We start from the raw sequence: 25,793 nt of genomic DNA, 5'->3' as shown, positions 1-25,793 counted from the left end.
GTTTCACCGCATGTCAGGGACACTTCAGACGTGACCGAATTGCTGCTGCTCAGCCGTTGGCTGGGTGCGGTCCCCGGCTTCCTCGCCGAACGGTGCCCGGCCGCCGCGCGTGTCGGTTTCGTCCCGACCGCGTCGTCGATTTATCCGGACCGGGCGTGGGTCGATCTCGATCGCACCACCCTGCTCGACCAGGGCTTCGACGTCGTCGACTTCGACATCGAAGCAGTGTCGGCCGCGGAGACGGGCACCTCCCTCGACGACGTCGACGCCCTCTTCGTCTCGGGTGGCAACGTCTTCCACCTGCTCGCGACGATGCGCCGCACCGGCTTCGACCGACTGCTCACCGACCGTGTCCGCGCAGGTCTCCCCTACCTCGGCGCCAGCGCCGGGGCCTGCGTGGTCGGCGCGGACATCGAACCGCTCGGGATGCTCGACGACCCGGCCGAGGCCCCGGGCCTCACGTCGACGACAGGGCTCGGCTGGATCGACGAGGTGATCGTGCCGCACGCCGACGGCATCGTGTCCGGCCGCGCGGTGGTCGACGAGTTGCGGACGCGCTACGGCAGCCGATTCACCCTGCGGATGCTCGACGACGATCAGGCGTTGCTGGTCTCGGGTTCGGAACGCTCGGTGGTGCCGTCCTGATCCGTCTCGTCCTGATCCGCCTCGTCTTTGTCACCGTCGGACCGGGCGCGCCGCGCGTTCAGCCGCCGGTTGATCTCGGCGAGCAGCACCATCACCGCTCCGACGATCAGCCAGCCGACCACGATGATCGACAACGCCGGGATGATCGCCAGGGTCCAGCTGCGCCCGGCGGGTCGTGCGAGGTCGGGGTTGGTGGCGTCGTATTCGACGCTGATCCGCTGGCCTTGCGTCAGTTCGGTCGGGTACAGCAGCCCGAGCCGGGGACTGTGGAAGTCGCCGTCGGGGGTCTGGAAGTTGACCGCCGCGTGCAGCCGGTCCGCCGACACGACGTCGGCCATCACGGTCGCCATGTTCCGGTCGATCTGCGCGTCGTTGCGGTGACATCCCGCGACCAGCACCAACGCCATGGTCGAGATGACCATGCCGAGCAGCACCAGCACGTACTGGGTGCGGCGCAGGACAGTGGGATTCACGTCGCCCAGCGTAGCGTCGCCCGCCCCCACGTTCTGGCCGCACCTCCAGCTTCTGGCCGCAGTTCCGTGTCCAAGCCGGAACCTGAAAGTGCGGCCAGAACCTGCAGTCGCCTACCCGACCCGCCCCGCGATCGCCGCATGCACGGCACGCAGGTGGGCACGGTCGGTGATCACCTCGACCACCTCGACGCCTCCATCGGGCGCGTCCTCGGCCAGCACCGACGACAGCTCACCGATGGTCACGCGCCGGTGCGGCACGTGGAAACCGGCGCACAGCGACGCGAGGTCGGCCGAATGCGGGGTGCCGAAGACCCGCTCGTAGGCGCCGACGTAGGGGCCGCTGTTGTAGCGCGGGTCGCCCTGTTCCAGCAGGCCGAAGATGCCGCCGCCGTCGTCGTTGGCCACCACGATCCGCAGGCAGGACGGCCGCGGCTCCCCCGGCCCGATGACGAGTCCGGTGGCGTCGTGGATGAAGGTGAGGTCGCCCATCAGAGCGATGGTGTGCGCGCCCGGCGAAGATCGGTCCAACGCCAACGCCGCACCGATCGCGGTCGAGTTGCTGCCGTCGATACCGGCCACACCCCGGTTGGACAGCACCCGCACACCGTCGGTGACGCGGCCGGCAAGCGCGACGTCGCGGATCGGGTTGCTGGCGCCGACGACGAGCTGATCGCCCGGCCGCATGGCCGCACTCACCACCCGGGCGACGTGCAGCCCGGTGGTGGCCGCCGGGTCGTCGAGCCGACCGTCGAGTTCGGCATCGACGGCGCCGAGCACCCGCTGCTGAACGTCGGCGCACTCCTTCAGCCACTCCTCGCGCGGCTCACCGGTCGGCTCCACCCGCGTCCCGGTGGCGTACACGTTGCCGGAGACATCCGGCCAGCGCGGACCGGTGGTCAGGGCGTACACGGTGACCGCTGGGTCGGCCAGCAGCCGCGACACCCCGCGGTGCAGCGTCGGGCGTCCGCAGATGATCGCCTGCTGCGGATGAACCGAATCCAACGCCAGCGGATGCAGTGGTGTATCGGCATGCGGCGCGGTCGGTTCCGCGACCGTGGGGATGCCGGCCAGCGCCGGGTGCACACCGGCGCCGTGCCCGGACACGACGACGGTGTCGAGCGACAGGTCGATGGGCAGCGGCACGTCGAGCTTGCCGACGGGAGCCTGGGTCCACGGCACACCGCCCGGGCGGCCGGCGAACGTGCCGAGGTCGTCGTCAGGCCCGACCTCGGGATCGGGGACGAGCGGTTCACGCAGCGGGATGTCGAACTGCACCGGGCCCGCGTTGCCGGTGCGGGCACCGCGCGCCGCCGCCAGCACGCGACCGACCGCGGAGCGCCACTGACTGTTGGTGTCGAGATCCTGCTCGGCGAGGCCGAGGCTGATCGCGGCCCGCACCTGGGTGCCGAAGATGCCGAACTGTTCGACGGTCTGGTTCGCCCCCGACCCCAACAGTTCATACGGCCGGTTGGCGCTGACCACCACCAGCGGGACGCGCGCATAGTTGGCCTCGAACACCGCCGGACTCATGTTGGCGACGGCCGTGCCGCTGGTCATCACGATCGGCACCGGCTGCCCCGACGACACCGCCAGCCCCAGTGCGAGGAATCCGGCCGACCGTTCGTCGATCCGGACGTGCAGGCGCAGTCGGCCCGCGACATCGGCGGCGTGGAGTGCGAACGCCAACGGCGCGTTCCGCGACCCCGGGCACAGGACCGCCTCGGTGACACCGCAGCGGATCATCTCGTCGACGATGACGCGGGCCTGCAATGTCGAGGGGTTCATGGGACCAGCGTAGGACGACATCGGATGTCATCCGCACGGCCTAACGACAGTGGTGCTCGTCACGCCCCGAGGCGCACCATGAACACATGGGCTTCTACGAGGACCGCATCCTGCCCCACCTGATCAACCTCACCTGCGGAATGTCGGTGCTCGAACCACTGCGCCGACGCACCTGCCAAGGCCTGTCCGGCGACGTCGTCGAACTCGGATTCGGGTCCGGGCTCAACGTCGGCGCCTATCCGGAGACGGTGACGCGGATCGCGGCCATCGAACCCAATGATCGCGGATGGAAGATCGCCGCCGACCGGGTCGCGGGTTCACGCGTACCGATCGATCGGGCGGGCCTCGACGGTCAGCGCCTGCCCTTCGACGACGACACCTTCGACCATGCGCTCACCACCTTCACGCTGTGCACCATCCCGGACCTCGCGGCCGCGTTGTCGGAGGTGCAGCGCGTGGTGAAGAGTGGCGGCACCCTGCATTTCCTCGAGCACGGCAACGCCCCCGACGAATCGGTGCGCCGCTGGCAGCGTCGGCTCGAGCCGATCCAGAAACGCGTCGCCGGCGGCTGCCACCTCACGCGCGACATCCCGGGCGTCCTCGCCGACTCGGGCCTCACCGTGGAGAGCATCGAACGCTTCTATCAGAAGGGCACCCCGAAGCCGATGGCCGCGATGAACCTGGGCGTAGCGCGAATACCGCTGGTCGAGTAGCCCGAGGCGCTAGCCGAGGGCGTATCGAGACCGCCCACCACATACCCTCAACCAAGTGCGTCGTTGGATATCGCTCGCCCTCCTGACCGCGGCCGCGACGTACGTCCTCGAACTTCTCGATGTGGACGCCGCGGCGTTGTTCGCCGGACTCGTCGTGGCGGCGATCCTGGCCATCGCCGGGTTCGGGCCGCCCAGGCTTCGCACGACCAGGCAGGCACGCTCAGACGACCCCGACCCCGAGGACCCCGACCCACCCGCCATCCCGCGACCGATCATGCAGGCCGCGCAGGGCGTGCTCGGGGTGTTCATCGGCACGATGGCCGACCCCGAGACGATGTCGGGCCTCGGGTCGTCGTGGTTCCCGGTCCTCGTCATCGGGTTGGCCACCCTCGCCCTGTCGGTCATCGGCGGCGCGTTGCTCGGCCTGCACCGGCTCGTCGACCCGCTGACCGGCTCCCTGGCACTCGTCGCCGGTGGCGCGTCCGGGCTGGTCGCCCTGACCCGCGAGTTCGGCGGCGACGAACGCATGGTCGCGGTCATCCAGTACCTGCGGGTGGCGTTGGTGACGATCAGCATCCCGCTGGTGGCGTCGGTGGTGTTCCACGCCGAATCCGCAGCGGTGCGCGAGGAGTCGCCCACCGTCGCCGACCAGGGCTGGGGCCTGCTGTTGCTGGCCGTCTGCCTGGGTGTCGGCATTCCGCTCGGCCGCCTGATCCGGTTGCCCGCCGCCGGGCTGCTCGGTCCGATGGCGCTGGCCACGGTCGCCGAACTGACCGGCCTCGCCGGCGACGCCGAGGTGTCGCCGATCCTGCTCACCGTCGCGTACGCGGTCATCGGCTGGCAGGCGGGTCTGGGCTTCACCATGGAACGGCTGCGCGCCATCGGTCGCGTGTTGCCCGCCGCTCTGGTGCTGATCCTCGGCATCGGCGTCGGGTGTGCGCTGCTCGGGGTGGCGCTGTCGGCATGGACGGGCGAGTCGATGTTCGACTGCTATCTGGCCACCACGCCGGGCGGGATCTATGCCGTGCTCGCGGCGGCCACCGCGGCGGGCGACAACGTCGCGTTCGTCGTCGCCGCGCAGATCCTGCGGGTGCTGTTGATGCTGTTCGTCGCGCCGTTCGCCGCCCGCGCCTTCGCGCGCCGACTGGGTCGGTGAGGGCAAGCCCCACGAGGGGACCTCGACCCGCCTCGTCAGCCTGTCTAGAGTCGAGGACATGAACGGGGACGCCAATCCGACCAATGCCCGCGAGTTCGACGTCGTCGTGTTCGGCGCGACCGGTTTCGTCGGCGAGCTCACCGCCCGCTACCTGGCCGAACACGGACCACGCGGCACCAAGGTCGCGCTCGCCGGGCGGTCGGAGACCAAACTCGCCGCGGTGCGCAAGCGACTGCCCGACCGCGCCCACGACTGGCCGTTGATCGTGGCCGACGCGTCGTCGCCGAGTTCGCTCGATGCGATGGTCGCCCGCACCCGCGTCATCTGCACCACCGTCGGCCCCTACCTGCGCTACGGCGAGGCCCTCGTCGTCGCCGCGGCGAGCGCCGGCACCGACTACGTCGACCTCACCGGCGAGGCGCCGTTCGTCCACTACTCCATCAACAAGGCACACGAGACCGCGCAGGCCACCGGCGCCCGCATCGTCCACTCGTGCGGATTCGATTCCGTGCCATCCGATCTCGGTGTGTATCTGCTGTTTCAGAAGATCTCCGACGACAAGGCCGGCGAGCTCACCGACACCACCTTCGTCGTCAAGTCGTTCAAGGGCGGGATCTCCGGTGGCACTTTCGATTCGGTGCGCGTGATGGCCGAGGAGTCGCGCAATGCGGAGACGCGGCGGCTTGTGCTCAATCCGCATTCGCTGTCCGGCAAGCCGGGCGAGACACCGCGGCCGGCCATCAAGTCCGAACCGAGCGACATGTCGATGATGAGCGCCAAGAAGGTCGATCCGTCGATGAGCGGCACGCTGGCGCCGTTCTTCATGGCCGCCTCCAACACCCGGATCGTGCGGCGCACCAACGCCTTGCTCGACAACGCCTACGGCCCGGACTTCCACTACGCCGAGACCATGTCGGTCGGCAAGATCCCCGGCGTCTCCACTGTCGCGGCGGGTGCCGTCGCCGTTGGCACGGGTGCATTCCTGGGCGCGATGAGCTTCGGCCCCACCCGCAAGCTGCTCGACCGTCTGCTGCCGAAGCCCGGTGAGGGCCCGAGCGAAAAGGCGCGTGAGAAGGGCTCGTTCATCACCGAGACCTATACGACGACCAGCACCGGCCGCCGGTATCGGTCGGAGATGCGGATGAAGGGCGACCCCGGCTACAAGGCCACCGCGGTGATGCTCGGCGAGAGCGCGCTGTCCCTCGCTCTCGAACGCGACCGCCTGTCCCCGCTGACCGGCGTCCTCACGCCCGCAGCCGCGATGGGCGAGGTCCTGGTCCGGCGCCTGCGCGACGCCGGCGCCACCCTCGACGCCGTCGAGCTCACGTAGGCCCCCGCCTCAACCGCTGGTCGATCTCGCCCCCACCCGCTGGTCGAGGGGTCCCCCAACCGCTGGTCGAGGCTCCTCCTTCGCTGGTCGAGTAGCCGAGGAGCCTGCGACGAGGCGTATCGAGACCCGCCGCACCCGACGCACAGCCGAAACCCTACTGCTGCCCCGGATTCAGCTTGATGAACAGCGCGTCCATCTCCGCGCACAGCCGATCACCGTCGTAGATCGCACCTTTGGTGAACACCTTGCGACCGTCGACGCGGTCGGCCCACGTGTGCGCCTGCAGCGGCGTGTTCAGCGGGGTGATCGAGCGGTATTGCACAGTGAGATAAGCGGTTCGGCAGACACCCTGGATGGCGACCGCTGAGGCGTAACCGCCGAGGTCGTCGAACGCGACCGCCACGTGTCCGCCGTGCGCCGCCTTGTTGCCGCCGAGATGGAAGTCGCGGAACGTCACGGTGGCGAACACGCCGTCGTCGTTGACGTCGGTGACCTCGAACGGCGGAAGCGTGATGTTGCCGCGCGCCGGCAGATCGATGCGGGTGCCCGACGGCGAGTGCCACTCGTCGATGCGGGTCGCGTCGAGCTTCTCGTTGATCGCCGCTAGCTGCTCGATCAGTTCGTCGGCCACCTCCGGAGGAGGGCATGCGTAGCGGACGTTGTCCATGAGGGCGCGGACTTGCTCGCTGAACTCGCCGTAGCGGGGCCCGCCCCGTTCGGTGGTGATGGCGGTGTGTGCGCGGAACCCGCCTTCGTGCGGATCTTCCTCGATCTCGGTGGTGGTTTCCGGACTGCTGGCACCGTCACTCATGGATCAACCGTATAGAACGGCCGTTCACGCGTCGCGATGTGATCCCGGTGGGCCGAAGTCGTCGTGGACCGGCTGGGGCTTCTCGTGGATGTCGCGCAGCCGGACGGCCCGCGCGATCACCAGGGCGAGCACCACCGACACCGTGACCCACACGGTGATGAGGATCGCTGCGATGATCCATGCCACGACCCCAGGATGCCACCATTTGTGGGGGCGTGGTCAACGCGTGACGTACTCGTGAGGTAGCCGGTCGCTGCCCGGCACGAGGTATTCGTCGGCGCTGAGCATGCGGGTCCACTCGCCGGTGAGCCCGCGATACCGGTTCTCCACGACCGCCCAGTCGGTGAGCTCGATTCCGTCGACGACGAGGCCGGCGACCAGACCGGCCAGGGCGACGTCGACGTCGCCGGCCGACTCCCACCGCCCGGCCGCGGCCTGACCTGGGACGACGGTGACCTGCCCGGCCTCGACGTCGACTCGGACGCCGAGCCGGCGCAGGTTGTCGACCACGGCCAGCACACGATCGTCGATAGGGCCGACGAAGCGACTTTCCCCGCCAGCGAGGCTCGCGACCACCAGTAGCAACGGAGCGACCCCGGAAGCATCCGCCAGGTCGATCGTGACCGGATCGACATCGCCGCTCGTCGACCGGCCGGTGACGGTCAGGCCGACCGACGACGACACGACGTAGCCGCCCATGTCGGCGAACGCGACCGCAAGTGCCTCCGCCGCAGGGACGTCCTCCGGCCAGTTGCGCACCAGCACTGTGCCGCCGGTCACCAGCCCTGCCGCGGCGAACGTACCGGCCACCATCACGTCGGGTGTCGTGTCGTCGCCCGCGGTGGGCGCGTTCACTCGCGCCCGCACGGGCGCGGCCGCGGGGGGCACGCGCCACCATCCGGTGTCGTTCATGGTCGTACCTCCATCGGGTAGTGATAGCTCTCCTTGACCGTGTCCAGGTGGACCCAGCTGTCGATCCGCAGCACCGACCGCATCGCCCGGAGACGGTCCAGCACGCTGACTGCGTCCGTCAGCGAGTTCGCGTCGATGGTCGCCAACAGGTCGTAGCGGCCGAGGGTCTCGGCGAGGAAGCGCACCTCCGGCATCTCCACCAGCAGGTCACCGGCCTGCGACACCGGGCCGCGCAGCGTGATCCCCACGCCGACGTCGATCCGGCTCTCCCGCCGGCCGGTCCGAACGATGGCCCCGATCCGGACGACGCCGTTGTCGATCATCCGCAGTACCCGGGTCCGCGCGGTCCCGGTGGACACCCCGACCTTCTCGGCGAGTGCCGTGAACGGCATTCGGCCGTCGAATTGCAAGTGCGACAATATCTTCGCATCCACCCGATCGATCTCGACGTCGGTGGCCTGCGCGGGCCGGAGGACGTCGACGGCGAGGCTGGTGTAGTAGAGGGTCTCGGTGGCCAGCACTCCGTCCACCGACCGGACGCGGTCGAGCACGGCGGCCAGCTCGGCGTCGTCGCGGGCGCGCACCTCGGCGATGAGCGGAAAGCTCCCCGAGGCGAGCGACACGAACGGCACCTCGGGCATCGCGCCAAGTGTTTCGCCGACGCGCCGCACCGGTTTGTCGACGGTCAGGGAGACATGCGCCAGTGACCGGATGCCCAGGGTCAGCGGATGCACGATGCCGACCACCCGGACGATGTCCTCGTCCAGGAGCTGACCCAATCGGCGGGCGGCGGCAGTGCGGGAGACGCCCACCCGATCCGCCAGATCGTTCGCGGTGATCCGCCCGTCGGCCCTCAGTTCTTCGAGGATCTGCAGGTCGATACCCGCGAGCGAGCCGTGCCTCGTCTCATCACGAGAAGTTAACAATTGAACACTCTCCAGGGCGATTGGGTCATTTTGCAGATTTCTGACGAGCAGAGCAGCGTAGAGCGCCAGAATCGACAGAACCTCGCACGTTTATGCAGTTTCAGGCCGTCGAACTGACAATCTCATTTTGCACGACGATTCTACGCAGACCTAATGTGTCCCTCGAACGACCGGCGATCAGGGCCGGCACCCATCACGACGAGGTCCGAGGATCACCATGCGAAGAGTTCTGGTCAGCATCGCCGCCACCGTGTTCGCGGCAACATCTCTCGCCGCCTGCAGCGGCGGCAGCGAAGTCACCGAGGCATCCGGCGACGCACCCGCGGGCCTGCTGCGCGAAGGTCAGCTGTCGGTGTGCACCGATCCGGAGTACCCGCCGATGGAGTACTTCGCCGACGGCGACACGTCCACCCCGGTCGGTTTCGATCCGGACGGAGCGCGCGCCCTCGCCGATCTGTGGGGTCTCGAGATCAGCTTCCAGAACACGTCTTTCGACGGCCTGATGCCGGCACTGCAGGCGAAGCGCTGTGACATCCTCTGGGCGGCACTGTATCTGAGCCCGGAGCGTCTCGAGGTCGCCGACGGCAGCCCATTCATGAACACCGGCCCGGGTCTCATCGTGCCGACCGCGACCACCGACATCACCACCGCCGACGACCTCTCGGGCAAGACCGTCGCCGTGCAGGGTGGCGGCTCCAACGAGCTCACCCTCAAGGACCTGTCGGCCAAGTTCGAGGCCGAAGGCAAGCCCGGCATCACCGTGCAGCCGTACCCGAAGACCGCAGAAACTGTCGCCGCGGTGACCAACGGCAAGGCCGACGCGCTGATCGAGACCGACGTCGCCGTCGTCGACATGGTGGGCAAGTCGAACGGCCAACTGAAGTCCATTCCGGGCGTGTTTCCCGCCGAGACCAAGTTCGGCGTCTTCACCCTCAAGGAGTCGCCACTGAGCCCCGCCGTCACCGAGGGCCTGCAGGAGCTCAACGACAACGGCACCCTGGCTCAGCTCGCCGAGAAGTACGGCCTCGATCCCAACAGCATCGTCACCGAGTAGACCATGACCTTCGACTTCGACGTCTTCGTCGACGCGCTGACCTCCGGCACGTTCTTCCGTGGGGCACTGCTCTCGCTGGCGCTGGCCGTGGTGTCGATGATCGCCGCGACCATCATCGGCTTCGTCGTCGCGCTGCTGCGGATCGCCAAGAACCCCGGCGCCCGCTCGGTGGGATGGACCTACGTCTGGTTCTTCCGGGCCATCCCCACCCTGCTGGTGCTGCTGATCATCTGGAACGCCGGACCTCAGCTCTTCCCGGCACTCCGGGACAACTGGTTCACCCCGTTCCTGGCGGCTTTCATCGGGTTCGCCGTGGTCGAGGCCGCCTACATGGCCGAGATCCTGCGGTCGGCACTGCTCAGCGTCGACGACGGACAGCACATCGCCGCACGCGCACTCGGCCTGCCGCCACACAAGGTGCTGTTCAAGGTGGTGCTGCCACAGGCGATCAAGGTGGCCATCCCGCCGAGCGGCAACGAGTTCATCGCGATGCTGAAGTACACGTCGCTTGCGTCGGTGATCTCGCTGCGCGAGCTGCTGACCACCGCGCAGTCGGAGGTGTCGGTCACGTTCCGCTACGCCGAATACTATTCGGCCGCACTGATCTACTACCTCGTCATCGTCAGCATCGCCATGCTCGGGCAGTACTTCCTCGAGCGTCGCTACCAGTGGATCTCCAAGGGCAACAGCACCTCACGGACCGCACCCCGATCACAGGAGGTCCCGGCATGACCGAGCCGGTCCTGCAGGCGATCAACCTGCACCGCAGTTACGGCGACACCGAAGTCCTCAAAGGTGTCGACCTGACCGTCGGCAAGGGCGAGGTCAAGGCGTTGCTCGGACCATCCGGGTCCGGCAAGTCGACCATCCTGCGTCTGCTGGCGCTGCTCGAGCCCGCCGACGACGGCGAGATCCTGCTCAACGGCAAGCAACTCGGCGTCTCCGTGGCCACCGACGGCAGCACCCGTCCGCTGCGAGAGGCGCAGCTGGCCAAGCAGCGCCGCGACATCGGCATGGTGTTCCAGCGGTTCAACCTGTTCGCCCACCTCGACGTGATGCACAACGTCACGTTGGCGTTGACGGAGGTGGCGGGCGTGTCGAAGCACGACGCCCGCGACCAGGCCGAGGCGATGCTGGAGCGGGTGGGCATGGCGCACCGGATGAAGCACTACCCCAGCGAGCTGTCCGGCGGCCAGCAGCAGCGCGTCGCCATCGCCCGTGCGCTGGTGATGAATCCGTCGGTGATGCTGTTCGACGAGCCGACGTCGGCGCTCGACCCCGAGCTGGTCGGTGAGGTGCTCGACGTGATGGAGCAGCTCGCCGACGAGGGGATGACGATGGTGGTGGTCACCCACGAGACCCGGTTCGCCCGCCGGGTCGCCAACGAGGTCGCCCTGTTCGACGACGGGCAGATCGTCGAGTCCGGCCCGCCGGCAACGTTCTTCGACGATCCGAGTCACCCACGCACCCAGCAGTTCCTATCCCACCTGCACTGAACCATCTGCACTGACAACACAGAAGTGAGCACCCCGAGATGAGCGATCACCGTCCGCTCGCCGTCTACACCGACACCGACGACCTCGATCCCCGCATCGGTGTCGACCTGTTGACCGACAACGGTTTTCGCGTCGAGGTCTGCGAGACCCGCGACCCCGAGGTGATCGCGCACGCCGCGGCCGGCGCCACCGCGCTGCTGGTCGGCTACGCGCCGATCGACGAAGACCTGCTGGACCGGCTGCCCACACTCCGGGTCATCGCTCTGCTGTCGCGGGGTTACGACAACGTCGACGTCGCGGCGGCCACCGCCCGCGGTATCTGGGTGTGCACCGTCGCCGACTTGGCCGCGCCGGAGGTCGGGGCGCACGCGTGGGCGTTGAGTCTGGCGCTGCTCCGTCGCCTCCCGTTCTTCGCCGGGTCCGGCAGTAACCACGGGTGGCTCGAGCGGCCGCGCGTACTGCCCCGGCGGCTGTCCGAGGTGACCGTCGGGGTGCTCGGGCTGGGCAGCACCGGGCGCACGTACGCCGCGCTCGCCGCCCCCGCGGTGGGCCGAGTTCTCGCGTATGACTCCGGTTCCCGCAGCGACAAACCCGCGATCAGCGGCGTCGAGCTCACCGACTTCTGGACCGTGATCGAGCAATCCGATGTGGTGTCCCTGCACCTACCGCTGACCGACGACACCCGCCTTATTATCGACGGTTCGGTGCTCGCGCGGATGCGTGACGACGCCTACCTCGTCAACGTCGCCCGCGGCGCCCTCATCGACGACGTCGCCCTACTGGCCGCGCTCGACGACCACCGGCTCGCCGGCGCCGCCCTCGACGTGTTCGACGCCGAACCGCCACCCGCCGACGACCCGCTGCTGCGGCATCCGGACGTCCTGACCACCCCGCACGTCGCTTACCTGTCCGACACCACCGCAGCGGGCTACGTGACGGCGCAGGCGCGCAACGTCATCGCCTGGCGCACAGGCGGCCGCCCGGAACATCCGATCAACGATGTGGCGGCCCTTTCATGCTGACCGTCTACCAATCCCTCTGGGCGATGGAAGATCTGCCGTCCACGGATGCGCCCTGGACCCTCGCCGAGCAGATCGCGAGGATCGACGACGCCGGGTTCGCCGGTATCGCGGTCGATCTCGGTGCACGTCAGGCCCCCGCCGCCGACGACCTGGCACCCCTGCTCCGCGGCACCGCGCTGCGACGAATGGTGTTCGCCTTCGTCGGCGACCGCGCCGCGCTGTCGGCGGCCATCGACTACGCACACCGCATCGGCGCCGACCGGATGGTGGTGTGCGCGCAGATCTACGGCTTCGATCCGGTGCCACTGGCCGCCACGCTGCGCGACTGGTACGAGACGTGCCGGCAGGCCGGGATCACGATGCAGGTGGAGACCCACCGCAACACCGTCACCAACGATCTGCGGTTCACCGCACTCTTGATCGAACACCTCGATCCGCGCATCGAACTCGCCGGCGATCTCTCGCACTTCGTGTGCGCCAACGAACTCCCCGACGATCCGACTCCCGAGCACGAAGCGCTCATCGCCGCCGTACTCGGCCGCTGCGGGTCGCTGCAGGGCCGAATCGCCACCCGCGGACAGGTGCAGATCCCGCTGGGCACACCCGCCGGCGCGGTCTGGGAGAAGCGCTTCCGCGGCTGGTGGGAGGCCGGATTCCGGTCCATCGCCGCCCGCCATCCCAGCGACGACGTGGTGTTCTGCACCGAGCTCGGCACCCGCCCGTACGCCATCACCGACCTCGCGGGCAACGAACTGTCCGACCGCTGGACCGAGGCCCTCACCCTCAAAGACTGGGCGGCGCAGGCCTTCCGCGCCGCCACCTCAGAACTCCAGGAGCAACGATGACCATCAGCGACGCCGCACCTCTCGCACAGGTGCCCGACTCCCACGTCAACGACGCCGGCAACCGGATCATCGACGGACCCTTGCAGACCGACAGCAGCCAGCGCGCGATCATCCCGGCGCGCGCCTACGTCGGACAGGCCGAGTTCGACCTGGAGCAAGAGCGGATCTTCTCCTCGGGCTGGGTGTGGGCCGGGTTCGCCCACTGGGTGGAGGAGGCCGGGCAGGTGCATCCGGTCACCGTCGGCGGAAAGCCGCTACTGATCGTCCGCGGCAGTGACGAGGAGATCCGCGTCTTCCACAACTCGTGCCGCCACCGCGGGATGGTGATGCTCGAGGAGCCGGCCAAGGTGCGCCGCCGCATCCAGTGCGCCTACCACTGCTGGTCGTACAACCTCGACGGAAGCCTTCACGCCACACCGTATTTCAAGCGGGAACGTTCCCGTGGACTGCCTGACGCCGCCGACGACCTCGGTCTGCTGCCGGTGACCTCGCACGTGTGGGCGGGCATGGTGTTCGTCAACCTGTCCGCCGAACTCGACGACGCCGCTGCCGCAGAGGACTTCGAGCAGATGCTCGCGCCGATCATCTCCCGCTGGGATCACGTCGACTTCAGCCGCATCCAGCTCGCCGACGAACGCGAGTTCGACATCGGGGTCAACTGGAAACTGGTGGTGGAGAACTTCCTCGACTTCTATCACCTGCCGTTCATCCATCCGCAGGTCGGACCGGTCAGTGCGTCACTCGACGTCGACGACGTGTGGCTCGCCGATCACATCGTCGGCGGCACCTACCCGCGCGGGGCGGCCGGCAAGGCCGCGAAAACCGAAGAGTCCCTGCCGTTTCTCGGTGACGTACCGGCCGACCGCACCGAGAGCCAGGACATCTTCTGCGTGTTCCCCAACGCACTGCTGTTTCTCGAGGCCGACTGGTTCCAGGTGATCGGCTACGACGCCGTGGCACCCGACCGCACCGTCGAACACATGGCCATCTTCGTCGACGAAACCGCGACCGCGGAAAAGTACAGTCCGGCGCGAAAGAGCCTGACCGACATCCTCTTCGAGGTCAACGAGCAGGACATGCCGATCCTGCACCGGCTGCAGAAGGGCCGGCGCTCACCCGGCTCGGACCGCACCAACCTGGTCACCCACTGGGACCAGATCACCGCCGCGTTCCAGCAACTCGTCGCACGCAAGGTCGGTTACTGATGGCAGCATACACATCACGAACACCCGACGAGGCACAACTGCGGTGCGAACTCGCTGCCGTCTACCGGCTCGTCGCGCACTACAAGATGACCGACCTCATCTTCACCCACATCTCCGTGCGCATCCCCGGCCCCGACGACCACTTCCTCATCAACCCGTACGGCCTGCTGTTCGAGGAGATCACCGCGTCGAACCTGGTGCGCATCGACCTCGACGGCAACGTCGTCGGCGAGACCGACGCCGTGGTCAATCCCGCGGGCTTCGTCATTCACAGCGCCATCCACCGCGAACGCCATGACGCCCAGTGCATCCTGCACACGCACACCCTCGCCGGCTGTGCCGTCGCGGCGTCGGAGACCGGGCTGCTGCCGCTCAACCAGATCTCGATGGAATTCCACAATCGGGTCGGCTACCACGACTACGAGGGTGTGGCGCTCAACCTCGACGAGCAGAAACGAATCGTCGACGACATCGGTGACCACAATTCGCTGATCCTGCGCAATCACGGTCTGCTCACCGTCGGCGAGACACCCGGTCGGGCCTTCCTGCGGATGTTCTACCTCAACAAGGCCTGCGAGATCCAGGTCGCCGCCACCCGCGCCGGTGCGGTCCGGCTGCCCGAGGAGCGGATCGCCGAGCACACCGCGCAGCAGCTCAACGGCGAGGACGCCGGCGACGACTACACCGACGACGTCGGACTCGATCTGGCCTGGCAGGCGATGCTCCGGCTCGTCGAGCGCGTCGCCCCCGATTACAAGGACTGACACCATGACCGCTCACCTGATCCGCGGGCCGCTCGATGCGAGCACCACCCCCCGCTACACCGAACCGTCGACCTTCGCGCGGCTGCCGCGGCTCGACGAGGTGCCGTCGGCCGCGGTGAAGATCATCGGCATCCCGTTTGACAGCGGCGTCAGCTACCGGCCCGGCGCACGCTTCGGTCCCGGCCACATCCGTGCCTCGTCGAAGCTGCTGCGGCCCTACAACCCGGCGCTCGACGTCGCGCCGTTCGACGTCCAGCAGGTCGCCGACGCCGGTGACATCGCGGTCAACCCGTTCGACATCGTCGAAGCCTTGGCGACCGTCGAGCACGCCGCCACCGACCTCACCTCTGATGGCGCCCGGCTGCTCACCCTCGGCGGCGACCACACCCTCGCGCTGCCGCTGCTGCGTGCCGTGCACAAGGAGCGCGGCAAGATCGCCGTGCTGCACTTCGACGCCCACCTCGACACCTGGGACACCTACTTCGGCGCGCCGTTCACCCACGGCACCCCGTTCCGCCGGGCCAGCGAAGAGGGCCTGATCGACATGGAACGGTCGATGCACGTCGGCATCCGCGGCCCGCTCTACGGCAAGGCCGACCTCGAGGCCGACGGCGTACTCGGCTTCCAGATCGTGCGGTCCGACGACTACCAATTCGACGGGGTCCGCAGCATCATCGAGCGCATCCACCGCCGGATGGCCGGCGGACCGGTCTACCTCTCCATCGACATCGACGTGCTCGACCCCGCGCACGCACCCGGGACCGGAACCCCGGAAGCCGGCGGCATGACGTCGCGGGAACTGCTCAACACCCTGCGCGGCCTGGTCGGCCTCGACATCGTCGGCGCGGACATCGTGGAGGTCGCCCCCGCCTACGACCACGCCGAGATCACCGGCATCGCCGCCGCCCATGTCGGCTACGAATTGCTGTCGGTGCTGGCCGCGAACCGGGTGAGCTGACCCTGGAACTAGGCTCGGTCCCATGAGTGCACCCGACGCCGCGGCCACCGACAAACCGTTCGATCCGTCCCAGTGGGCGCCCGTCGCCGGGTTCGACGACCTCACCGACATCACCTACCACCGGCACGTCGGCCAGGGTCGGGAGAACGGCATCGTGCGCATCGCGTTCGACCGGCCGGAGATCCGCAACGCGTTCCGCCCGCACACCGTCGACGAGCTGTACCGCACCTTCGACCACGCCCGCCGCTCCCCCGACGTCGGGACCGTGCTGCTCACCGGCAACGGTCCGAGCCCCAAGGACGGCGGCTGGGCGTTCTGCAGCGGCGGCGATCAGCGCATCCGCGGGCGGTCGGGATACCAGTACGCCACCGACCACGACTCCGATGTGACCGCGGCCGGCGTCGAGGGCGTCGACGAGGCGCGGGTCAAGGCCGAGGGCGGTCGCCTGCACATCCTGGAGGTCCAGCGGCTGATCCGCACCATGCCCAAGGTCGTCATCGCCGTGGTCAACGGCTGGGCCGCGGGCGGTGGGCATTCGCTGCACGTCGTCTGCGACCTCACCCTCGCCTCCCGCGAACACGCCCGCTTCAAGCAGACCGACGCCGACGTCGGCTCCTTCGACGCCGGCTACGGCAGCGCCTACCTCGCCAAGCAGGTCGGCCAGAAGTACGCCCGCGAGATCTTCTTCCTCGGCGAGGCCTACGACGCCGACACAATGCACCAGATGGGTGCGGTCAATCGTGTTGTCGCACACGCCGACCTGGAGAACACGGCCATCGAGTGGGCCCGCAAGATCAACGGCAAGTCCCCCACCGCACAGCGCATGCTGAAATTCGCGTTCAACCTCACCGACGACGGCCTCATGGGCCAGCAGGTGTTCGCCGGCGAGGCCACCCGACTGGCCTACATGACCGACGAGGCGGTGGAAGGTCGGGATGCGTTCCTGGAGAAGCGCAGCCCGGATTGGGAAGCGTTTCCGTATTACTACTGAGCGCACCCCAACCCTGCACGGGTGACCAGCGGCGTCTCAGCCCCCGACGATCCCCCGCAACACCTCCATGTCGGCGACCCGCTCCTTGTGCGTGCCCGCCACCGACGACGCCAACAGACAGGTGACCCCGGCGGACCGGAACGCGGCCGCCCGCTCCTCGACCTCCGAACGCGAACCGATCAGCGACATCGAGTCGACCAGATCGGCGGGCACCGCCTCGGCGGCCTCCTGCTTCTTGCCGTCCAGGTAGAGGTCCTGGATGAGCTTGGCCTCCTCGACGTAGCCGTAGCGCTGGGCGAGGGTGTTGTAGAAGTTCTTGCCGCGCGCGCCCATGCCACCGATGTAGAGGGCGGCGTGGTGCCGCACGAGGGTCTTGGCGTTCTCGATCTCCTGCGCGTCGTCGGAGATGCGGGCGGTGGCCTGCACGACGATGCCGAGTTCACCGAGCGACGGATCGCGCTTGGCCTTGCCCGCGCGCAGCGACTCACCGAAGGCGGCGTCGATCTGCTCGGGATGGAACAGGATCGGCTGGAACTCCTCGAACAGCTCGGCGGCCAGTTCGGTGTTCTTCGGGCCGATCGCGGCGAGCAGCATCGGGATGCGCTCACGGGTGGGGTGGTTGATGATCTTCAGGGCCTTGCCGAGACCGGAGCCGCCGTGCTCCTCGTCGAGCGGCAGGGTGTAGTGCTTGCCCTGGTAGTCGAGCTTGTCGCGGCGCCACACCATCCGGCAGATCTCGGCGTGCTCGCGGGCCCGTCCGACCGGGTAGTCGTACTTGACGCCGTGGAAACCCTCGATGACCTGCGGGCCGGACGCGCCGATGCCGAGCACCATCCGGCCGTCGCTGATGTAGTCGAGGCCGGCGGCGGTCATCGCGAGGTTGGTGGGGGTGCGCGAGTACATCGGCAGGATGCCGGTCTGCAGTTCCATCTTCTCGGTCTTGGCGGCGATGTACCCCAGCTGGCTGACCGCGTCGAAGCTGTAGGCCTCGGGCACGACGATCCGCTCCACCCCGACCGATTCGTAGTCGACGAGGTTGTTGATGGTCTCGCGGAAGTCTCCCGCGTAGTTGATCGGCATGCCAAGCTTCATCGCAGTCATGGTCGGATTCTTCCACAGCGGCACTTCGGGCCACCAGACCCGGGTTAACGCTCGTTAGAGAAGAATCTCACCGTTGACCGCGGCCTACGATGGGTGCGTGCCCGCGCCGACAGAACCCCGTTTCGCGCCGACAGAACCCATTTTTTCGCCGACGGAACCCGGTTTCGCGCCGACAGAACCCACCACCCCCGGGGAAGACCACTGAGTCCGCTGCTGCACGCCCTCCACCTCCCCGCTCGGCCCGACGTCCTCGACCGCCGCGCGGAGCTGTTGGCGATCCTCGACGGTTCCGCCGCCTACGTCCCGGTCCCCGACGACCCCCGCGAGACCGCGCTGCTGCGCGACGCCCTCGCCGTCGACGAACCGATCGGCGACGACATCTCCCTCGTCATCTCGACCTCCGGCACCACCGGGACACCCAAGGGCGCCCAACACACGCCAACCACCCTCGCCGCGTCCGCGCAGGCAACCACCGAACGCCTCGGCGGACCGGGCAACTGGCTCCTCGCCCTCGCGCCACATCACATCGCCGGACTTCAGGTTCTCTTGCGGGCGTTGGCATCCGGCCACACACCTGCCGTCCTCGACGTCACCGACGGTTTCGATCCCGACGCCTTCGCCCGCGCCCTCGACACCCTCGACGGAACGCGCCGCTACACCTCACTCGTGCCGACCCAACTCATCAAGGTCCTCGACTCCCCCAGTGCGACCGCGAGTCTCGCCGCCACAGACGGCCTACTGGTCGGCGGAGCCGCGACCCCGCCCGCACTGCTGCGCCGAGCAGTCGACGCGGGCATTCCGATCATCCGCACCTACGGCATGAGCGAAACCGCCGGCGGCTGCGTCTACGACGGCGTTCCGCTGAACGGCGTGCGCATCCGTATCGACGACCCGAACCCCGAGGGTGTCGGCCGCGTCATCCTGGGCGGGCCGATGATCGCGCACGGTTACCGCAACCGCCCCGACCATCCGGCGTTCGCCGAACCTGGTTGGTTTCGCACCGACGACCTGGGCGCCGTCGACGACGACGGTGTGCTGTCGATAGTCGGTCGGGCCGACGAGGCGATCACCTCGGGCGGACTGACGATTGTGCCGCAGGTGGTGGAGGCCGTGATCCTCGACGACCCGGCGGTCCGGGAATGCGCCGTCGTCGGGCTCCCCGATGAACGGCTCGGCGAGAAGGTGGTCGCGTTCGTGGTCAACCGCGACTCAGCGCCGCTCGACGGGGACCGCATCAGAGGTGCGGTCACCGAACGCCTGGGCCGTTATGCCGCACCGCGGGACGTCATCGCACTCGACGCGCTACCCACCAGGGGGCCCGGGAAGGTCGACCGGCGGGGGCTGCGGGCCCGCTTTGCCCGGTGAGCAAGCCGCGTCGCGCTGCCCTCACTCCGGAATCGCCTGCACCACCGTCGAAATCCGCGCAGCCGCATCCCGGACCCGCTCGATCTTCGCCGACAGATCGTCCCCCTGGAACGCCTCCACCCGACCGCCGATGCTGATCGATGCGATCAACGTTCCCGTGCGGTCGAAGATCGGCGCCGCCACCGCCGCGACCCCGTCCAGGTAGTCGGCGTTGCTGACCGAGTAGCCGTTGCGTCGCACTGCATCCAGATGCTCGCGCAACGCGCCGACGTCGACCAGGGTGCGATCGGTAAATGCGGTCAGCCCCTCTCGAATCCACCTGTCGCGCAACTTGTCCGAGTTCGCCAGCATCACTGTCGGGCCCGCCGCCGCGTGGTACGGGATCACGGTCCCCACGTTGATTCCCGCGACCACCAGGGTGTTGTGCCCCTCGACCCGATCGATACACACCGCACCCTGCTCGGCGGGCACCATCAAGTAGGCGGTGTCCCCGAAAGCCTCGGCCAGATCACTCATATAGGCCCTGGCCGCGGAACGGATGTCGAGTTCCTCGAGCGCCGACGACCCGATCTCGAAGACCCGGAGCCCGATCCGGTACGCGCCCTCGTCGGTGCGGTCGACCCAGCCGGCGTGGATCAGGGTCGCCATGAGGCGATGCACCGTCGTCTTGTTCATCCCGCTGACGGTCGTCAGCTCGTTCAGGGTCCACGTCGGCCGGTCGGCACCGAAGTGCTCGAGTAGCGAGCACGCCTTCAGGACGGCACCGACGACCTCCCTGTTCGACGAACCAGCGGGCTCAACAGGTGTAGCCACAGACGGTCTCCCACTTCCGTGTCGGCGAGCGATCGGTATCGACATCTTACGAACCCTCCTGAACGGCGATGGCTTGACATGTGATCCAGCCCACCTTACCGTTCGTATCGAGATGCGAAATGCATTCCGCATTACGGAACGGAGTACATCACATGAGTGCACCCTCACTCAAGGACCTCACCTCGCAGGGACTCGTCTACGCGCCCGGAGTCTGGGACGGGCTCACCGCTCGCCTCGCCGACCAGGCCGGCTTCCGCGCGCTGTGCGCATCCGGGTTTGCCATCTCGGCAGGGCTCGGGCTGCCGGACGCCGAGCTCTACACGATGAGTGAGAACCTCGACGCGGTCCGCACCATTCACGCGGCATCCGACCTGCCGCTGGTCGCCGACATCGACACCGGCTACGGCAACGCCGTCAACGCCGCCCGGACCGCGACGAAGTTCGTCGAGGCCGGGGTCCAGGGCATGTTCATGGAGGACCAGGTGTCGCCCAAGTCGTGTCCGATCTGCGTCGGAGACCCGGTCGACCTCATCACCGTCGCCGAGGCCACCGGCAAGATCCGCGCCGTGCGCGACTCGATCCCGGACGAGGTGCTGCTCATCGCCCGCACCGACGCCCGCGGCGACGAGGCGATCGCCCGCGCGCAGGCCTACGTCGAGGCCGGGGCGGACATGATCATGCCGGTCACCAAGACCTTCACCTCCGTCGAGGAGTGGGAACGCTGCCACTCCGAGGTGGGCGTGCCGCTGATGGCGACCCTCACTGCGTCGACCTGGACCGAACGCGACTTCACCCCCGAGGTGCTCGACCAGATCGGCGTCCGGCTCGCGCTGCTGCCGACGCAGATCCTGATGGCCGCAACGGGCGCGATGCAGCAGGCCCTGCGCCGCCTGGCTTCCGGCGAACCACCGGCCCAGGTCAGCAACGATGCGCTGCCGCACCACGAGTTCGTCGACATGATCGGCTTCTCCGACGTCGAAGCCATGCAGCGCAAGTACCTGCCTGCCGAGCGGACCCGGTGAGCGGCATGGGACAGACCATCACCGAGAAGATCCTCACCCGCGCCACCGACCAAGACGGTGTACGCGCCGGCGAGAATCATGCGGTCCGCCCGGCCCGCATGATCGCCTACGACTTCCCCGGCTACACCGACGTGATGTTCCGGCAGATGCGCGACGACTTCGGCATCACCGAGCTCGACGACCCGAGCCGCTATGTCGTGTTCATCGACCACATGCTCACCAAGAACAACGAGCGCGAGGACGAGGTCCACCAGGTGACCCGCGACTGGTGCGAGTTCTACGGGATCGAACTGCACGAAGGCCAGGGCATCGGCCATCAGCTGACCGCCGAACTCGGGCTCGCCATTCCCGGCGACTTCCTGGTGCATTTCGACGGCCACATCAGTGGCGTCGGCGCGTTCAACGCGCTGGGTTGGGGTATCCGACGCGACCTCATCGAGGCGTGGGTGACCGGCCAGGTCTACGTCGACATCCCCGCGACGACCCGTTTCGACCTCGTCGGCGAGTTCCCCGACGGCGTCGACAGCCGCGACCTCGTCCACACCATCATCGAGATGGTCGGCGCCGACGGCTGCGCGCATCAGGTGATGGAGTTCGGCGGACCCGGTGCCGCATCGATGAAGATCGACCACCGACAAGGACTGTGCGGCATGGCGATGTTCAGCGGCGCGGTGTCGGCGATCTTCGAGCCCGACGAGATGTCGATGGCCTACGCGCGCAATGTCGCCCGCCGCGACTTCGAACCGGTCTACCCCGACGCCGACGCCCAGTACGCGGCCCGCTACGAAATCGACCTGAGCACCCTGGTGCCACGGGTCGTCCGACCCGGGTCGGCCCGCGGACCGAACACGGCCACCGTCGACGAACTCGCCGGGACTCCCATCACCCGGGCGTTCATCGGTTCCTGCGCCAGTGGTCGGATCGAGGATCTGCGCGCGGCGGCGCTGGTGCTCGACGGCCAGACCGTCGCCCCCACCGTCGAACTCAACGTGGTGCCGACATCTCGAAAAGTGTTGCAGCAGGCCGAAGACGAGGGCATCCTCGACGTCCTACGCGGAGCCGGCGCCAAGATCGCGATCTCGAGCTGTGACTTCTGCTTCGGCTATCAGCAGCCGTTGCAGCCCGGTGAGAACTGCATCTCGACCGGCGTCCTCAACATCTCGGGACGGATGGGCAGCCCGGACGCCAACATCTACATGGGTTCCCCGTACACCGTCGCGGCCAGCGCCGTGACCGGAACCATCGTGGAGTCCGTCGCGGCGCAGCACGCGGGAGCGGCCCGATGAGCGCCTACCCGCCCCCACCCGACATCATCGACGGACGGGTCGCCTGGATCTTCGGCGACGATTTCGACATCGACCTCGTCGTCGGCGTCTCGAACATCAAGTCCTACGACCCCGACCATCTGCGCTCGGTGTGTATGCAGGCCTACGACCCGACTTTCGTCGACCGGGTCGGCCCCGGCGACATCATCGTCGGCGGACGCAACTTCGGCTACGGGCATCCGCACTATCCGCCGATGGTCGCGCTACGCAACGCCGGTATCACCGCGATCGTCGCCGAGTCGTTCTCCCCGGGCTTCTGGCGCGGCGAGACGTTCAACGGCATGCCGCTGATCACCATCCCCGGGGTGTCGTCGGCGGTCACGCTCAACGAACCGATCTCGCTCGACTGGCGCGAGGCGCGTCTGCGCTCCGCAGGCGGCACCGACCTCGTCGGCCACCCACCCAATCCCCGAACCGTCGCCATCATCGAGGCCGGCGGATCGTACGAGCTCCTGCTCGCCGAACACTCACCCGCACAGCAAGGACTGACACAATGACCAACGTGGAACGCCCCATCCGCCCGGCGGGCGCCGCCGACGGACCCGATGCCACCGGCCCGACGCCGCCCTCCCGGTCCCCGGAGATGGCTCGGCGCGCGGCGATCGCCGGCGGTGTCGGCACCCTGATCGAGTATTACGACTTCGCGGTCTACGGGTTCCTCGCCGTCATCATCGCGCCGCTGTTCTTCCCTTCCGACAGCCCCGGGGTGTCGATCCTGGCGACGCTGGCCGTCTTCGGCGTCGCCTACGTCGCCCGCCCGCTGGGCGGCATCTTCTTCGGTCGCCTCGGTGACCGAAAGGGTCGTCGGTCGGCACTGGTCGCGACCGTCGTGTGCATGGGCATCGCATGCGGCATCCTCGGCCTTCTGCCGACGCACTCATCGGTCGGGGTGCTTGCGCCGATCCTGCTGGTGATGGTCCGACTGGCACAAGGGTTCTCGGCCGGCGGCGAGGTCGGGGGCGCAGCGACCTACATCGCCGAATCCGCACCGCCCAAGCGTCGTGGGTTCTTCGGGTCGTTCACCCCGGTCGGCTCCACCCTCGGGTTCGCCGTCGCGGCCGCGGTCGTCGGCCTCATCGCCCTGCTCACCACCGACGAGCAGATGGAGTCCTGGGGTTGGCGCATTCCGTTCCTGCTGGCGCTGCCCCTCGCCTACGTGTGCCTGCGGGTGCGGTTGAAGCTGGAGGACACCCCCGAGTTCGAGGAGATGGCCGAAAAGCACGAGGTCGTCAAGAGCCCGCTGTTCGACGTGGTCCGCAACAATCCGACGTCGGTCCTCAAGGTCATCGGCATCGCCATCGCCATGAACGGGTCCGGTTACATCGGCCTCACCTACTTCTCCGTCTATCTGATCAATGACCTGGGCTTCTCGAAAGACGCGGTGTACTGGACGTCGGCGATCTGCATCGCGCTGGCATGTGCGACATTCCCGATCAGTGGCATGATGACCGACCGTTTCGGGCGCAGACCGGTCCTGCTCTTCGGTTACCTGGCGTTCATCGTGATCGCGTTGCCCGCCTTCATGATCCTGGGCGCCACGGGCAGCATCGTCGTCGTCGGTCTCGTCTACTTCGTGTACATGACGCTCAACGGTGTCGTTCAGGTCCCCGCATTCCCGCTGTTCACCGAGTTGTTCCCCCGCACCACCCGGTACACGGGCGTCTCGCTCGGCTTCAACATCGGCACCATCGCGGCGGGCGGCACGGCTCCGTACGTCGCCGCCCAGTTGGTGGAGACAACCGGAAGCAGCATGTCCCCCGCCTACTGGGTGGTCGGGGTGTGCGTGATCGGTGCGCTGACGCTGTTGACCGTCCGCGAAACCAGCCGCGACGCACTGCCCGCCTGACCGTTTCCGTGAGTGGGGCGTATCGATGTCCGATACGCCCCACTCCCCTCGTCACGCGTTTGCCACCCCACTTTCTCGGGTAGAAACTCCTCATAGCCCCGCCGCGAGAAAGCGACCACCCCATGCGCGACTTCCTGTGCCACAACTGCGGACAGCGTCTGTCCTTCGAGAACAGCAAATGCCTCAATTGCAAGAAGGCTCTCGGCTTCTGGCTGGCGACGCGCACAATCTACAACGTCGACGCGGAAGGCAAGGCGGAGATCAACGGGACGCTCGTGGAGCGCTGCGAGAACACCGAAGTGGCACAGTGCAACTGGCTGGTGCGGTGGACCGGCACACCGACGCTGTGTGAGTCGTGCCTACTCACCCGGACCCTGCCACCAGAGACCGACGTGGACGCGCGCGCCGAGTACGGCCGCGCCGAAACCGCCAAGCGGCGACTCGTCCTGGAACTCGACGAGCTGGGCCTGCCGATCATCGGCCGCGACGAGAACCCCGAGACCGGCTTGGCCTTCGACCTGCTGTCGAGTTCGGAGCAGTCGGTCATCACCGGCCACGACAACGGGTTGATCACTCTTGACCTCGCCGAGGGCGACGACGTGCACCGCGAGCAGCTACGCGTCCAGCTCGAGGAGCCGTATCGGACGCTGCTCGGGCATTTCCGGCACGAGATCGGGCACTACTACCAGCTCGTGCTGATCGTCGACGATGTCCGCCCACAGTTCGAGGAGCTGTTCGGCAACCCCGACGACGACTACCAGGCGGCGCTGGACCGCCACTACTCCGAGGGCGCACCGGAGGGCTGGACCCAGAACTACGTGTCCTCCTACGCGACGATGCACCCGGCCGAGGACTTCGCCGAGACCTTCGCGCATTATCTGCACATCCGCGACACCCTCGACACCGCCGCCGCGTTCGCCATGGCTCCCGCAGGGTCCACCCTGGAGAGCGTGCTGCCGGGCGACGTCGGGTTCGAACAGCTCAACGAGTGGTGGCTACCGCTGACCTGGGCGCTCAACCAGATCAACCGGTCGATGGGTCATCCCGACCTCTACCCTTTCGTGCTGCCGCCGGCGGTTCTGGAGAAGATCCGGTTCGTGCACAACCTGATGCCGTCCAGCTGACGTCGAGCGGGACGGATCGGCACCGACTGTCACCGATTGTTTGCCTACGGCTTCGGTTGGGTAACCTGCGGCGGACCGTCGCACTTCTGCCGGGCCGCCGGGCAGCCGCTA

27 protein-coding genes are annotated in these 25,793 nt (G+C 68.0%); 19 read left to right on the top strand and 8 right to left on the bottom strand.

From position 1 onward, the window contains the following. Positions 1-30: 30 nt before the first annotated feature. Positions 31-645, top strand: a complete 615-nt coding sequence (locus V1Y59_RS13455; RefSeq protein WP_330505479.1) for a Type 1 glutamine amidotransferase-like domain-containing protein — start codon at positions 31-33, stop codon at positions 643-645. Here the strand turns inward: V1Y59_RS13455 and V1Y59_RS13450 are convergent. Both V1Y59_RS13450 and menD read right to left on the bottom strand, forming a co-directional pair. Next, a complete protein-coding gene (locus V1Y59_RS13450; RefSeq protein WP_330505478.1) occupies positions 597-1,118 on the bottom strand; it encodes a DUF3592 domain-containing protein in 522 nt (173 codons plus the stop codon). The two genes, V1Y59_RS13455 and V1Y59_RS13450, sit on opposite strands and share 49 nt — an antisense overlap. A gap of 111 nt (positions 1,119-1,229) precedes the next feature. Next, positions 1,230-2,903: a 2-succinyl-5-enolpyruvyl-6-hydroxy-3-cyclohexene-1-carboxylic-acid synthase gene (gene menD, locus V1Y59_RS13445; RefSeq protein ID WP_330505477.1), complete on the bottom strand. Its 1,674-nt coding sequence runs from the start codon at positions 2,901-2,903 to the stop codon at positions 1,230-1,232. Positions 2,904-2,989: 86 nt separating this feature from the next. Here menD and V1Y59_RS13440 point away from each other — a divergent pair, with 86 nt between their 5' ends. From V1Y59_RS13440 to V1Y59_RS13430, 3 genes are read left to right on the top strand one after another with little or no spacing between them, the layout of a single operon-like run. After that, entirely contained in the window at positions 2,990-3,616 is a 627-nt protein-coding gene (locus tag V1Y59_RS13440; protein WP_330505476.1) for a class I SAM-dependent methyltransferase, read from the top strand. Positions 3,617-3,671: 55 nt separating this feature from the next. Further along, positions 3,672-4,772, top strand: coding sequence for an AbrB family transcriptional regulator (locus V1Y59_RS13435; RefSeq protein ID WP_330505475.1), 1,101 nt, complete (start codon positions 3,672-3,674; stop codon positions 4,770-4,772). 58 nt (positions 4,773-4,830) lie between these two features. Continuing rightward, positions 4,831-6,102 (top strand): saccharopine dehydrogenase family protein, encoded by a 1,272-nt coding sequence (locus tag V1Y59_RS13430; RefSeq protein WP_330505474.1) that lies wholly within the window; start codon positions 4,831-4,833, stop codon positions 6,100-6,102. A gap of 154 nt (positions 6,103-6,256) precedes the next feature. On the opposite strand, the gene V1Y59_RS13425 is transcribed toward V1Y59_RS13430, so the two are convergent. The 4 genes from V1Y59_RS13425 to V1Y59_RS13410 are packed head-to-tail and all read right to left on the bottom strand — an operon-like array spanning position 6,257 to position 8,751. Further along, a complete protein-coding gene (locus tag V1Y59_RS13425; RefSeq protein ID WP_330505473.1) occupies positions 6,257-6,913 on the bottom strand; it encodes a PaaI family thioesterase in 657 nt (218 codons plus the stop codon). Between the two features lie 24 nt (positions 6,914-6,937). Beyond that, positions 6,938-7,099 carry a hypothetical protein gene (locus V1Y59_RS13420; RefSeq protein ID WP_330505472.1) on the bottom strand — a complete coding sequence of 54 codons (162 nt, stop codon included), beginning with the start codon at positions 7,097-7,099 and terminating at the stop codon, positions 6,938-6,940. Positions 7,100-7,132: 33 nt separating this feature from the next. Continuing rightward, complete coding sequence (locus tag V1Y59_RS13415; protein WP_330505471.1) at positions 7,133-7,825, bottom strand: 3-phosphoshikimate 1-carboxyvinyltransferase; 693 nt, start codon at positions 7,823-7,825, stop codon at positions 7,133-7,135. Further along, a complete protein-coding gene (locus tag V1Y59_RS13410; RefSeq protein WP_330505470.1) occupies positions 7,822-8,751 on the bottom strand; it encodes an Lrp/AsnC family transcriptional regulator in 930 nt (309 codons plus the stop codon). The genes V1Y59_RS13415 and V1Y59_RS13410 overlap by 4 nt, the downstream gene beginning before the upstream one ends. Positions 8,752-8,968: 217 nt before the next feature. Between V1Y59_RS13410 and V1Y59_RS13405 the strand changes: the two genes are divergently transcribed. The 9 genes from V1Y59_RS13405 to V1Y59_RS13365 are packed head-to-tail and all read left to right on the top strand — an operon-like array spanning position 8,969 to position 17,086. Further along, positions 8,969-9,805, top strand: a complete 837-nt coding sequence (locus V1Y59_RS13405) for an ABC transporter substrate-binding protein (RefSeq protein ID WP_330505469.1) — start codon at positions 8,969-8,971, stop codon at positions 9,803-9,805. A gap of 3 nt (positions 9,806-9,808) precedes the next feature. Further along, the gene (locus tag V1Y59_RS13400; protein ID WP_330505468.1) at positions 9,809-10,537 is read left to right on the top strand and encodes an amino acid ABC transporter permease; all 729 of its coding nucleotides are present in this window, start codon (positions 9,809-9,811) and stop codon (positions 10,535-10,537) included. Beyond that, positions 10,534-11,301, top strand: coding sequence for an amino acid ABC transporter ATP-binding protein (locus V1Y59_RS13395; protein WP_330505467.1), 768 nt, complete (start codon positions 10,534-10,536; stop codon positions 11,299-11,301). The genes V1Y59_RS13400 and V1Y59_RS13395 overlap by 4 nt, the downstream gene beginning before the upstream one ends. A gap of 38 nt (positions 11,302-11,339) precedes the next feature. After that, positions 11,340-12,323: an NAD(P)-dependent oxidoreductase gene (locus tag V1Y59_RS13390; protein WP_330505466.1), complete on the top strand. Its 984-nt coding sequence runs from the start codon at positions 11,340-11,342 to the stop codon at positions 12,321-12,323. Continuing rightward, a complete protein-coding gene (locus tag V1Y59_RS13385) occupies positions 12,317-13,168 on the top strand; it encodes a sugar phosphate isomerase/epimerase family protein (RefSeq protein ID WP_330505465.1) in 852 nt (283 codons plus the stop codon). Before V1Y59_RS13390 ends, V1Y59_RS13385 begins: the two co-directional genes overlap by 7 nt. Then, entirely contained in the window at positions 13,165-14,373 is a 1,209-nt protein-coding gene (locus V1Y59_RS13380; RefSeq protein ID WP_330505464.1) for an aromatic ring-hydroxylating oxygenase subunit alpha, read from the top strand. The genes V1Y59_RS13385 and V1Y59_RS13380 overlap by 4 nt, the downstream gene beginning before the upstream one ends. Next, positions 14,373-15,137, top strand: a complete 765-nt coding sequence (locus V1Y59_RS13375) for a class II aldolase/adducin family protein (protein WP_330505463.1) — start codon at positions 14,373-14,375, stop codon at positions 15,135-15,137. Before V1Y59_RS13380 ends, V1Y59_RS13375 begins: the two co-directional genes overlap by 1 nt. 4 nt (positions 15,138-15,141) lie before the next feature. Further along, positions 15,142-16,095, top strand: coding sequence for an agmatinase (gene speB, locus V1Y59_RS13370; RefSeq protein WP_330505462.1), 954 nt, complete (start codon positions 15,142-15,144; stop codon positions 16,093-16,095). A 22-nt stretch (positions 16,096-16,117) separates the two neighbouring features. Further along, positions 16,118-17,086 carry a 1,4-dihydroxy-2-naphthoyl-CoA synthase gene (locus V1Y59_RS13365; protein ID WP_330505461.1) on the top strand — a complete coding sequence of 323 codons (969 nt, stop codon included), beginning with the start codon at positions 16,118-16,120 and terminating at the stop codon, positions 17,084-17,086. Positions 17,087-17,122: 36 nt separating this feature from the next. On the opposite strand, the gene V1Y59_RS13360 is transcribed toward V1Y59_RS13365, so the two are convergent. After that, a complete protein-coding gene (locus tag V1Y59_RS13360; protein WP_330505460.1) occupies positions 17,123-18,187 on the bottom strand; it encodes an LLM class F420-dependent oxidoreductase in 1,065 nt (354 codons plus the stop codon). Positions 18,188-18,454: 267 nt separating this feature from the next. On the opposite strand from V1Y59_RS13360, the gene menE reads away from it, so the two are divergent. Continuing rightward, positions 18,455-19,552 (top strand): o-succinylbenzoate--CoA ligase, encoded by a 1,098-nt coding sequence (menE, locus tag V1Y59_RS13355; RefSeq protein WP_330505561.1) that lies wholly within the window; start codon positions 18,455-18,457, stop codon positions 19,550-19,552. Between the two features lie 21 nt (positions 19,553-19,573). Here menE and V1Y59_RS13350 read toward each other — a convergent pair whose 3' ends face one another. Continuing rightward, the gene (locus V1Y59_RS13350) at positions 19,574-20,365 is read right to left on the bottom strand and encodes an IclR family transcriptional regulator (RefSeq protein WP_330505459.1); all 792 of its coding nucleotides are present in this window, start codon (positions 20,363-20,365) and stop codon (positions 19,574-19,576) included. Positions 20,366-20,517: 152 nt separating this feature from the next. Here V1Y59_RS13350 and V1Y59_RS13345 point away from each other — a divergent pair, with 152 nt between their 5' ends. The 5 genes from V1Y59_RS13345 to V1Y59_RS13325 all read left to right on the top strand — a co-directional run bounded on the left by V1Y59_RS13345 (position 20,518) and on the right by V1Y59_RS13325 (position 25,682). Beyond that, on the top strand, positions 20,518-21,387 hold the full coding sequence (locus V1Y59_RS13345) for an isocitrate lyase/PEP mutase family protein (protein ID WP_330505458.1): 870 nt from the start codon (positions 20,518-20,520) through the stop codon (positions 21,385-21,387). Between the two features lie 5 nt (positions 21,388-21,392). Beyond that, positions 21,393-22,673: a 3-isopropylmalate dehydratase large subunit gene (locus V1Y59_RS13340; RefSeq protein ID WP_330505457.1), complete on the top strand. Its 1,281-nt coding sequence runs from the start codon at positions 21,393-21,395 to the stop codon at positions 22,671-22,673. Then, the gene (locus V1Y59_RS13335) at positions 22,670-23,209 is read left to right on the top strand and encodes a 3-isopropylmalate dehydratase small subunit (RefSeq protein WP_330505456.1); all 540 of its coding nucleotides are present in this window, start codon (positions 22,670-22,672) and stop codon (positions 23,207-23,209) included. The genes V1Y59_RS13340 and V1Y59_RS13335 overlap by 4 nt, the downstream gene beginning before the upstream one ends. Continuing rightward, positions 23,206-24,558 (top strand): MFS transporter, encoded by a 1,353-nt coding sequence (locus V1Y59_RS13330; RefSeq protein ID WP_330505455.1) that lies wholly within the window; start codon positions 23,206-23,208, stop codon positions 24,556-24,558. Before V1Y59_RS13335 ends, V1Y59_RS13330 begins: the two co-directional genes overlap by 4 nt. A 122-nt stretch (positions 24,559-24,680) precedes the next feature. Beyond that, on the top strand, positions 24,681-25,682 hold the full coding sequence (locus tag V1Y59_RS13325; protein ID WP_330505454.1) for a zinc-binding metallopeptidase family protein: 1,002 nt from the start codon (positions 24,681-24,683) through the stop codon (positions 25,680-25,682). The last annotated feature ends 111 nt before the right edge of the window (positions 25,683-25,793 follow it).

The sequence above is a fragment of the Gordonia prachuapensis genome, from assembly GCF_036350515.1.
Classification (GTDB): Bacteria; Actinomycetota; Actinomycetes; order Mycobacteriales; family Mycobacteriaceae; genus Gordonia; species Gordonia prachuapensis.
Note: the sequence above shows the minus strand (reverse complement) of the source record. Positions and strands in the feature narration are given on the sequence as shown.

Excerpts from the sequence above, each read along its gene's own strand:
- menD (WP_330505477.1), bottom strand. The coding sequence starts at position 2,903 with ATGAACCCCTCGACATTGCAGGCCCGCGTCATCGTCGACGAGATGATC.
- V1Y59_RS13440 (WP_330505476.1), top strand. The coding sequence starts at position 2,990 with ATGGGCTTCTACGAGGACCGCATCCTGCCCCACCTGATCAACCTCACC.
- V1Y59_RS13430 (WP_330505474.1), top strand. The coding sequence starts at position 4,831 with ATGAACGGGGACGCCAATCCGACCAATGCCCGCGAGTTCGACGTCGTC.
- V1Y59_RS13425 (WP_330505473.1), bottom strand. The coding sequence starts at position 6,913 with ATGAGTGACGGTGCCAGCAGTCCGGAAACCACCACCGAGATCGAGGAA.
- V1Y59_RS13415 (WP_330505471.1), bottom strand. The coding sequence starts at position 7,825 with ATGAACGACACCGGATGGTGGCGCGTGCCCCCCGCGGCCGCGCCCGTG.
- V1Y59_RS13405 (WP_330505469.1), top strand. The coding sequence starts at position 8,969 with ATGCGAAGAGTTCTGGTCAGCATCGCCGCCACCGTGTTCGCGGCAACA.
- V1Y59_RS13400 (WP_330505468.1), top strand. The coding sequence starts at position 9,809 with ATGACCTTCGACTTCGACGTCTTCGTCGACGCGCTGACCTCCGGCACG.
- V1Y59_RS13395 (WP_330505467.1), top strand. The coding sequence starts at position 10,534 with ATGACCGAGCCGGTCCTGCAGGCGATCAACCTGCACCGCAGTTACGGC.
- V1Y59_RS13390 (WP_330505466.1), top strand. The coding sequence starts at position 11,340 with ATGAGCGATCACCGTCCGCTCGCCGTCTACACCGACACCGACGACCTC.
- V1Y59_RS13385 (WP_330505465.1), top strand. The coding sequence starts at position 12,317 with ATGCTGACCGTCTACCAATCCCTCTGGGCGATGGAAGATCTGCCGTCC.
- V1Y59_RS13380 (WP_330505464.1), top strand. The coding sequence starts at position 13,165 with ATGACCATCAGCGACGCCGCACCTCTCGCACAGGTGCCCGACTCCCAC.
- V1Y59_RS13375 (WP_330505463.1), top strand. The coding sequence starts at position 14,373 with ATGGCAGCATACACATCACGAACACCCGACGAGGCACAACTGCGGTGC.
- speB (WP_330505462.1), top strand. The coding sequence starts at position 15,142 with ATGACCGCTCACCTGATCCGCGGGCCGCTCGATGCGAGCACCACCCCC.
- V1Y59_RS13365 (WP_330505461.1), top strand. The coding sequence starts at position 16,118 with ATGAGTGCACCCGACGCCGCGGCCACCGACAAACCGTTCGATCCGTCC.
- V1Y59_RS13360 (WP_330505460.1), bottom strand. The coding sequence starts at position 18,187 with ATGACTGCGATGAAGCTTGGCATGCCGATCAACTACGCGGGAGACTTC.
- V1Y59_RS13345 (WP_330505458.1), top strand. The coding sequence starts at position 20,518 with ATGAGTGCACCCTCACTCAAGGACCTCACCTCGCAGGGACTCGTCTAC.
- V1Y59_RS13340 (WP_330505457.1), top strand. The coding sequence starts at position 21,393 with ATGGGACAGACCATCACCGAGAAGATCCTCACCCGCGCCACCGACCAA.
- V1Y59_RS13335 (WP_330505456.1), top strand. The coding sequence starts at position 22,670 with ATGAGCGCCTACCCGCCCCCACCCGACATCATCGACGGACGGGTCGCC.
- V1Y59_RS13330 (WP_330505455.1), top strand. The coding sequence starts at position 23,206 with ATGACCAACGTGGAACGCCCCATCCGCCCGGCGGGCGCCGCCGACGGA.
- V1Y59_RS13325 (WP_330505454.1), top strand. The coding sequence starts at position 24,681 with ATGCGCGACTTCCTGTGCCACAACTGCGGACAGCGTCTGTCCTTCGAG.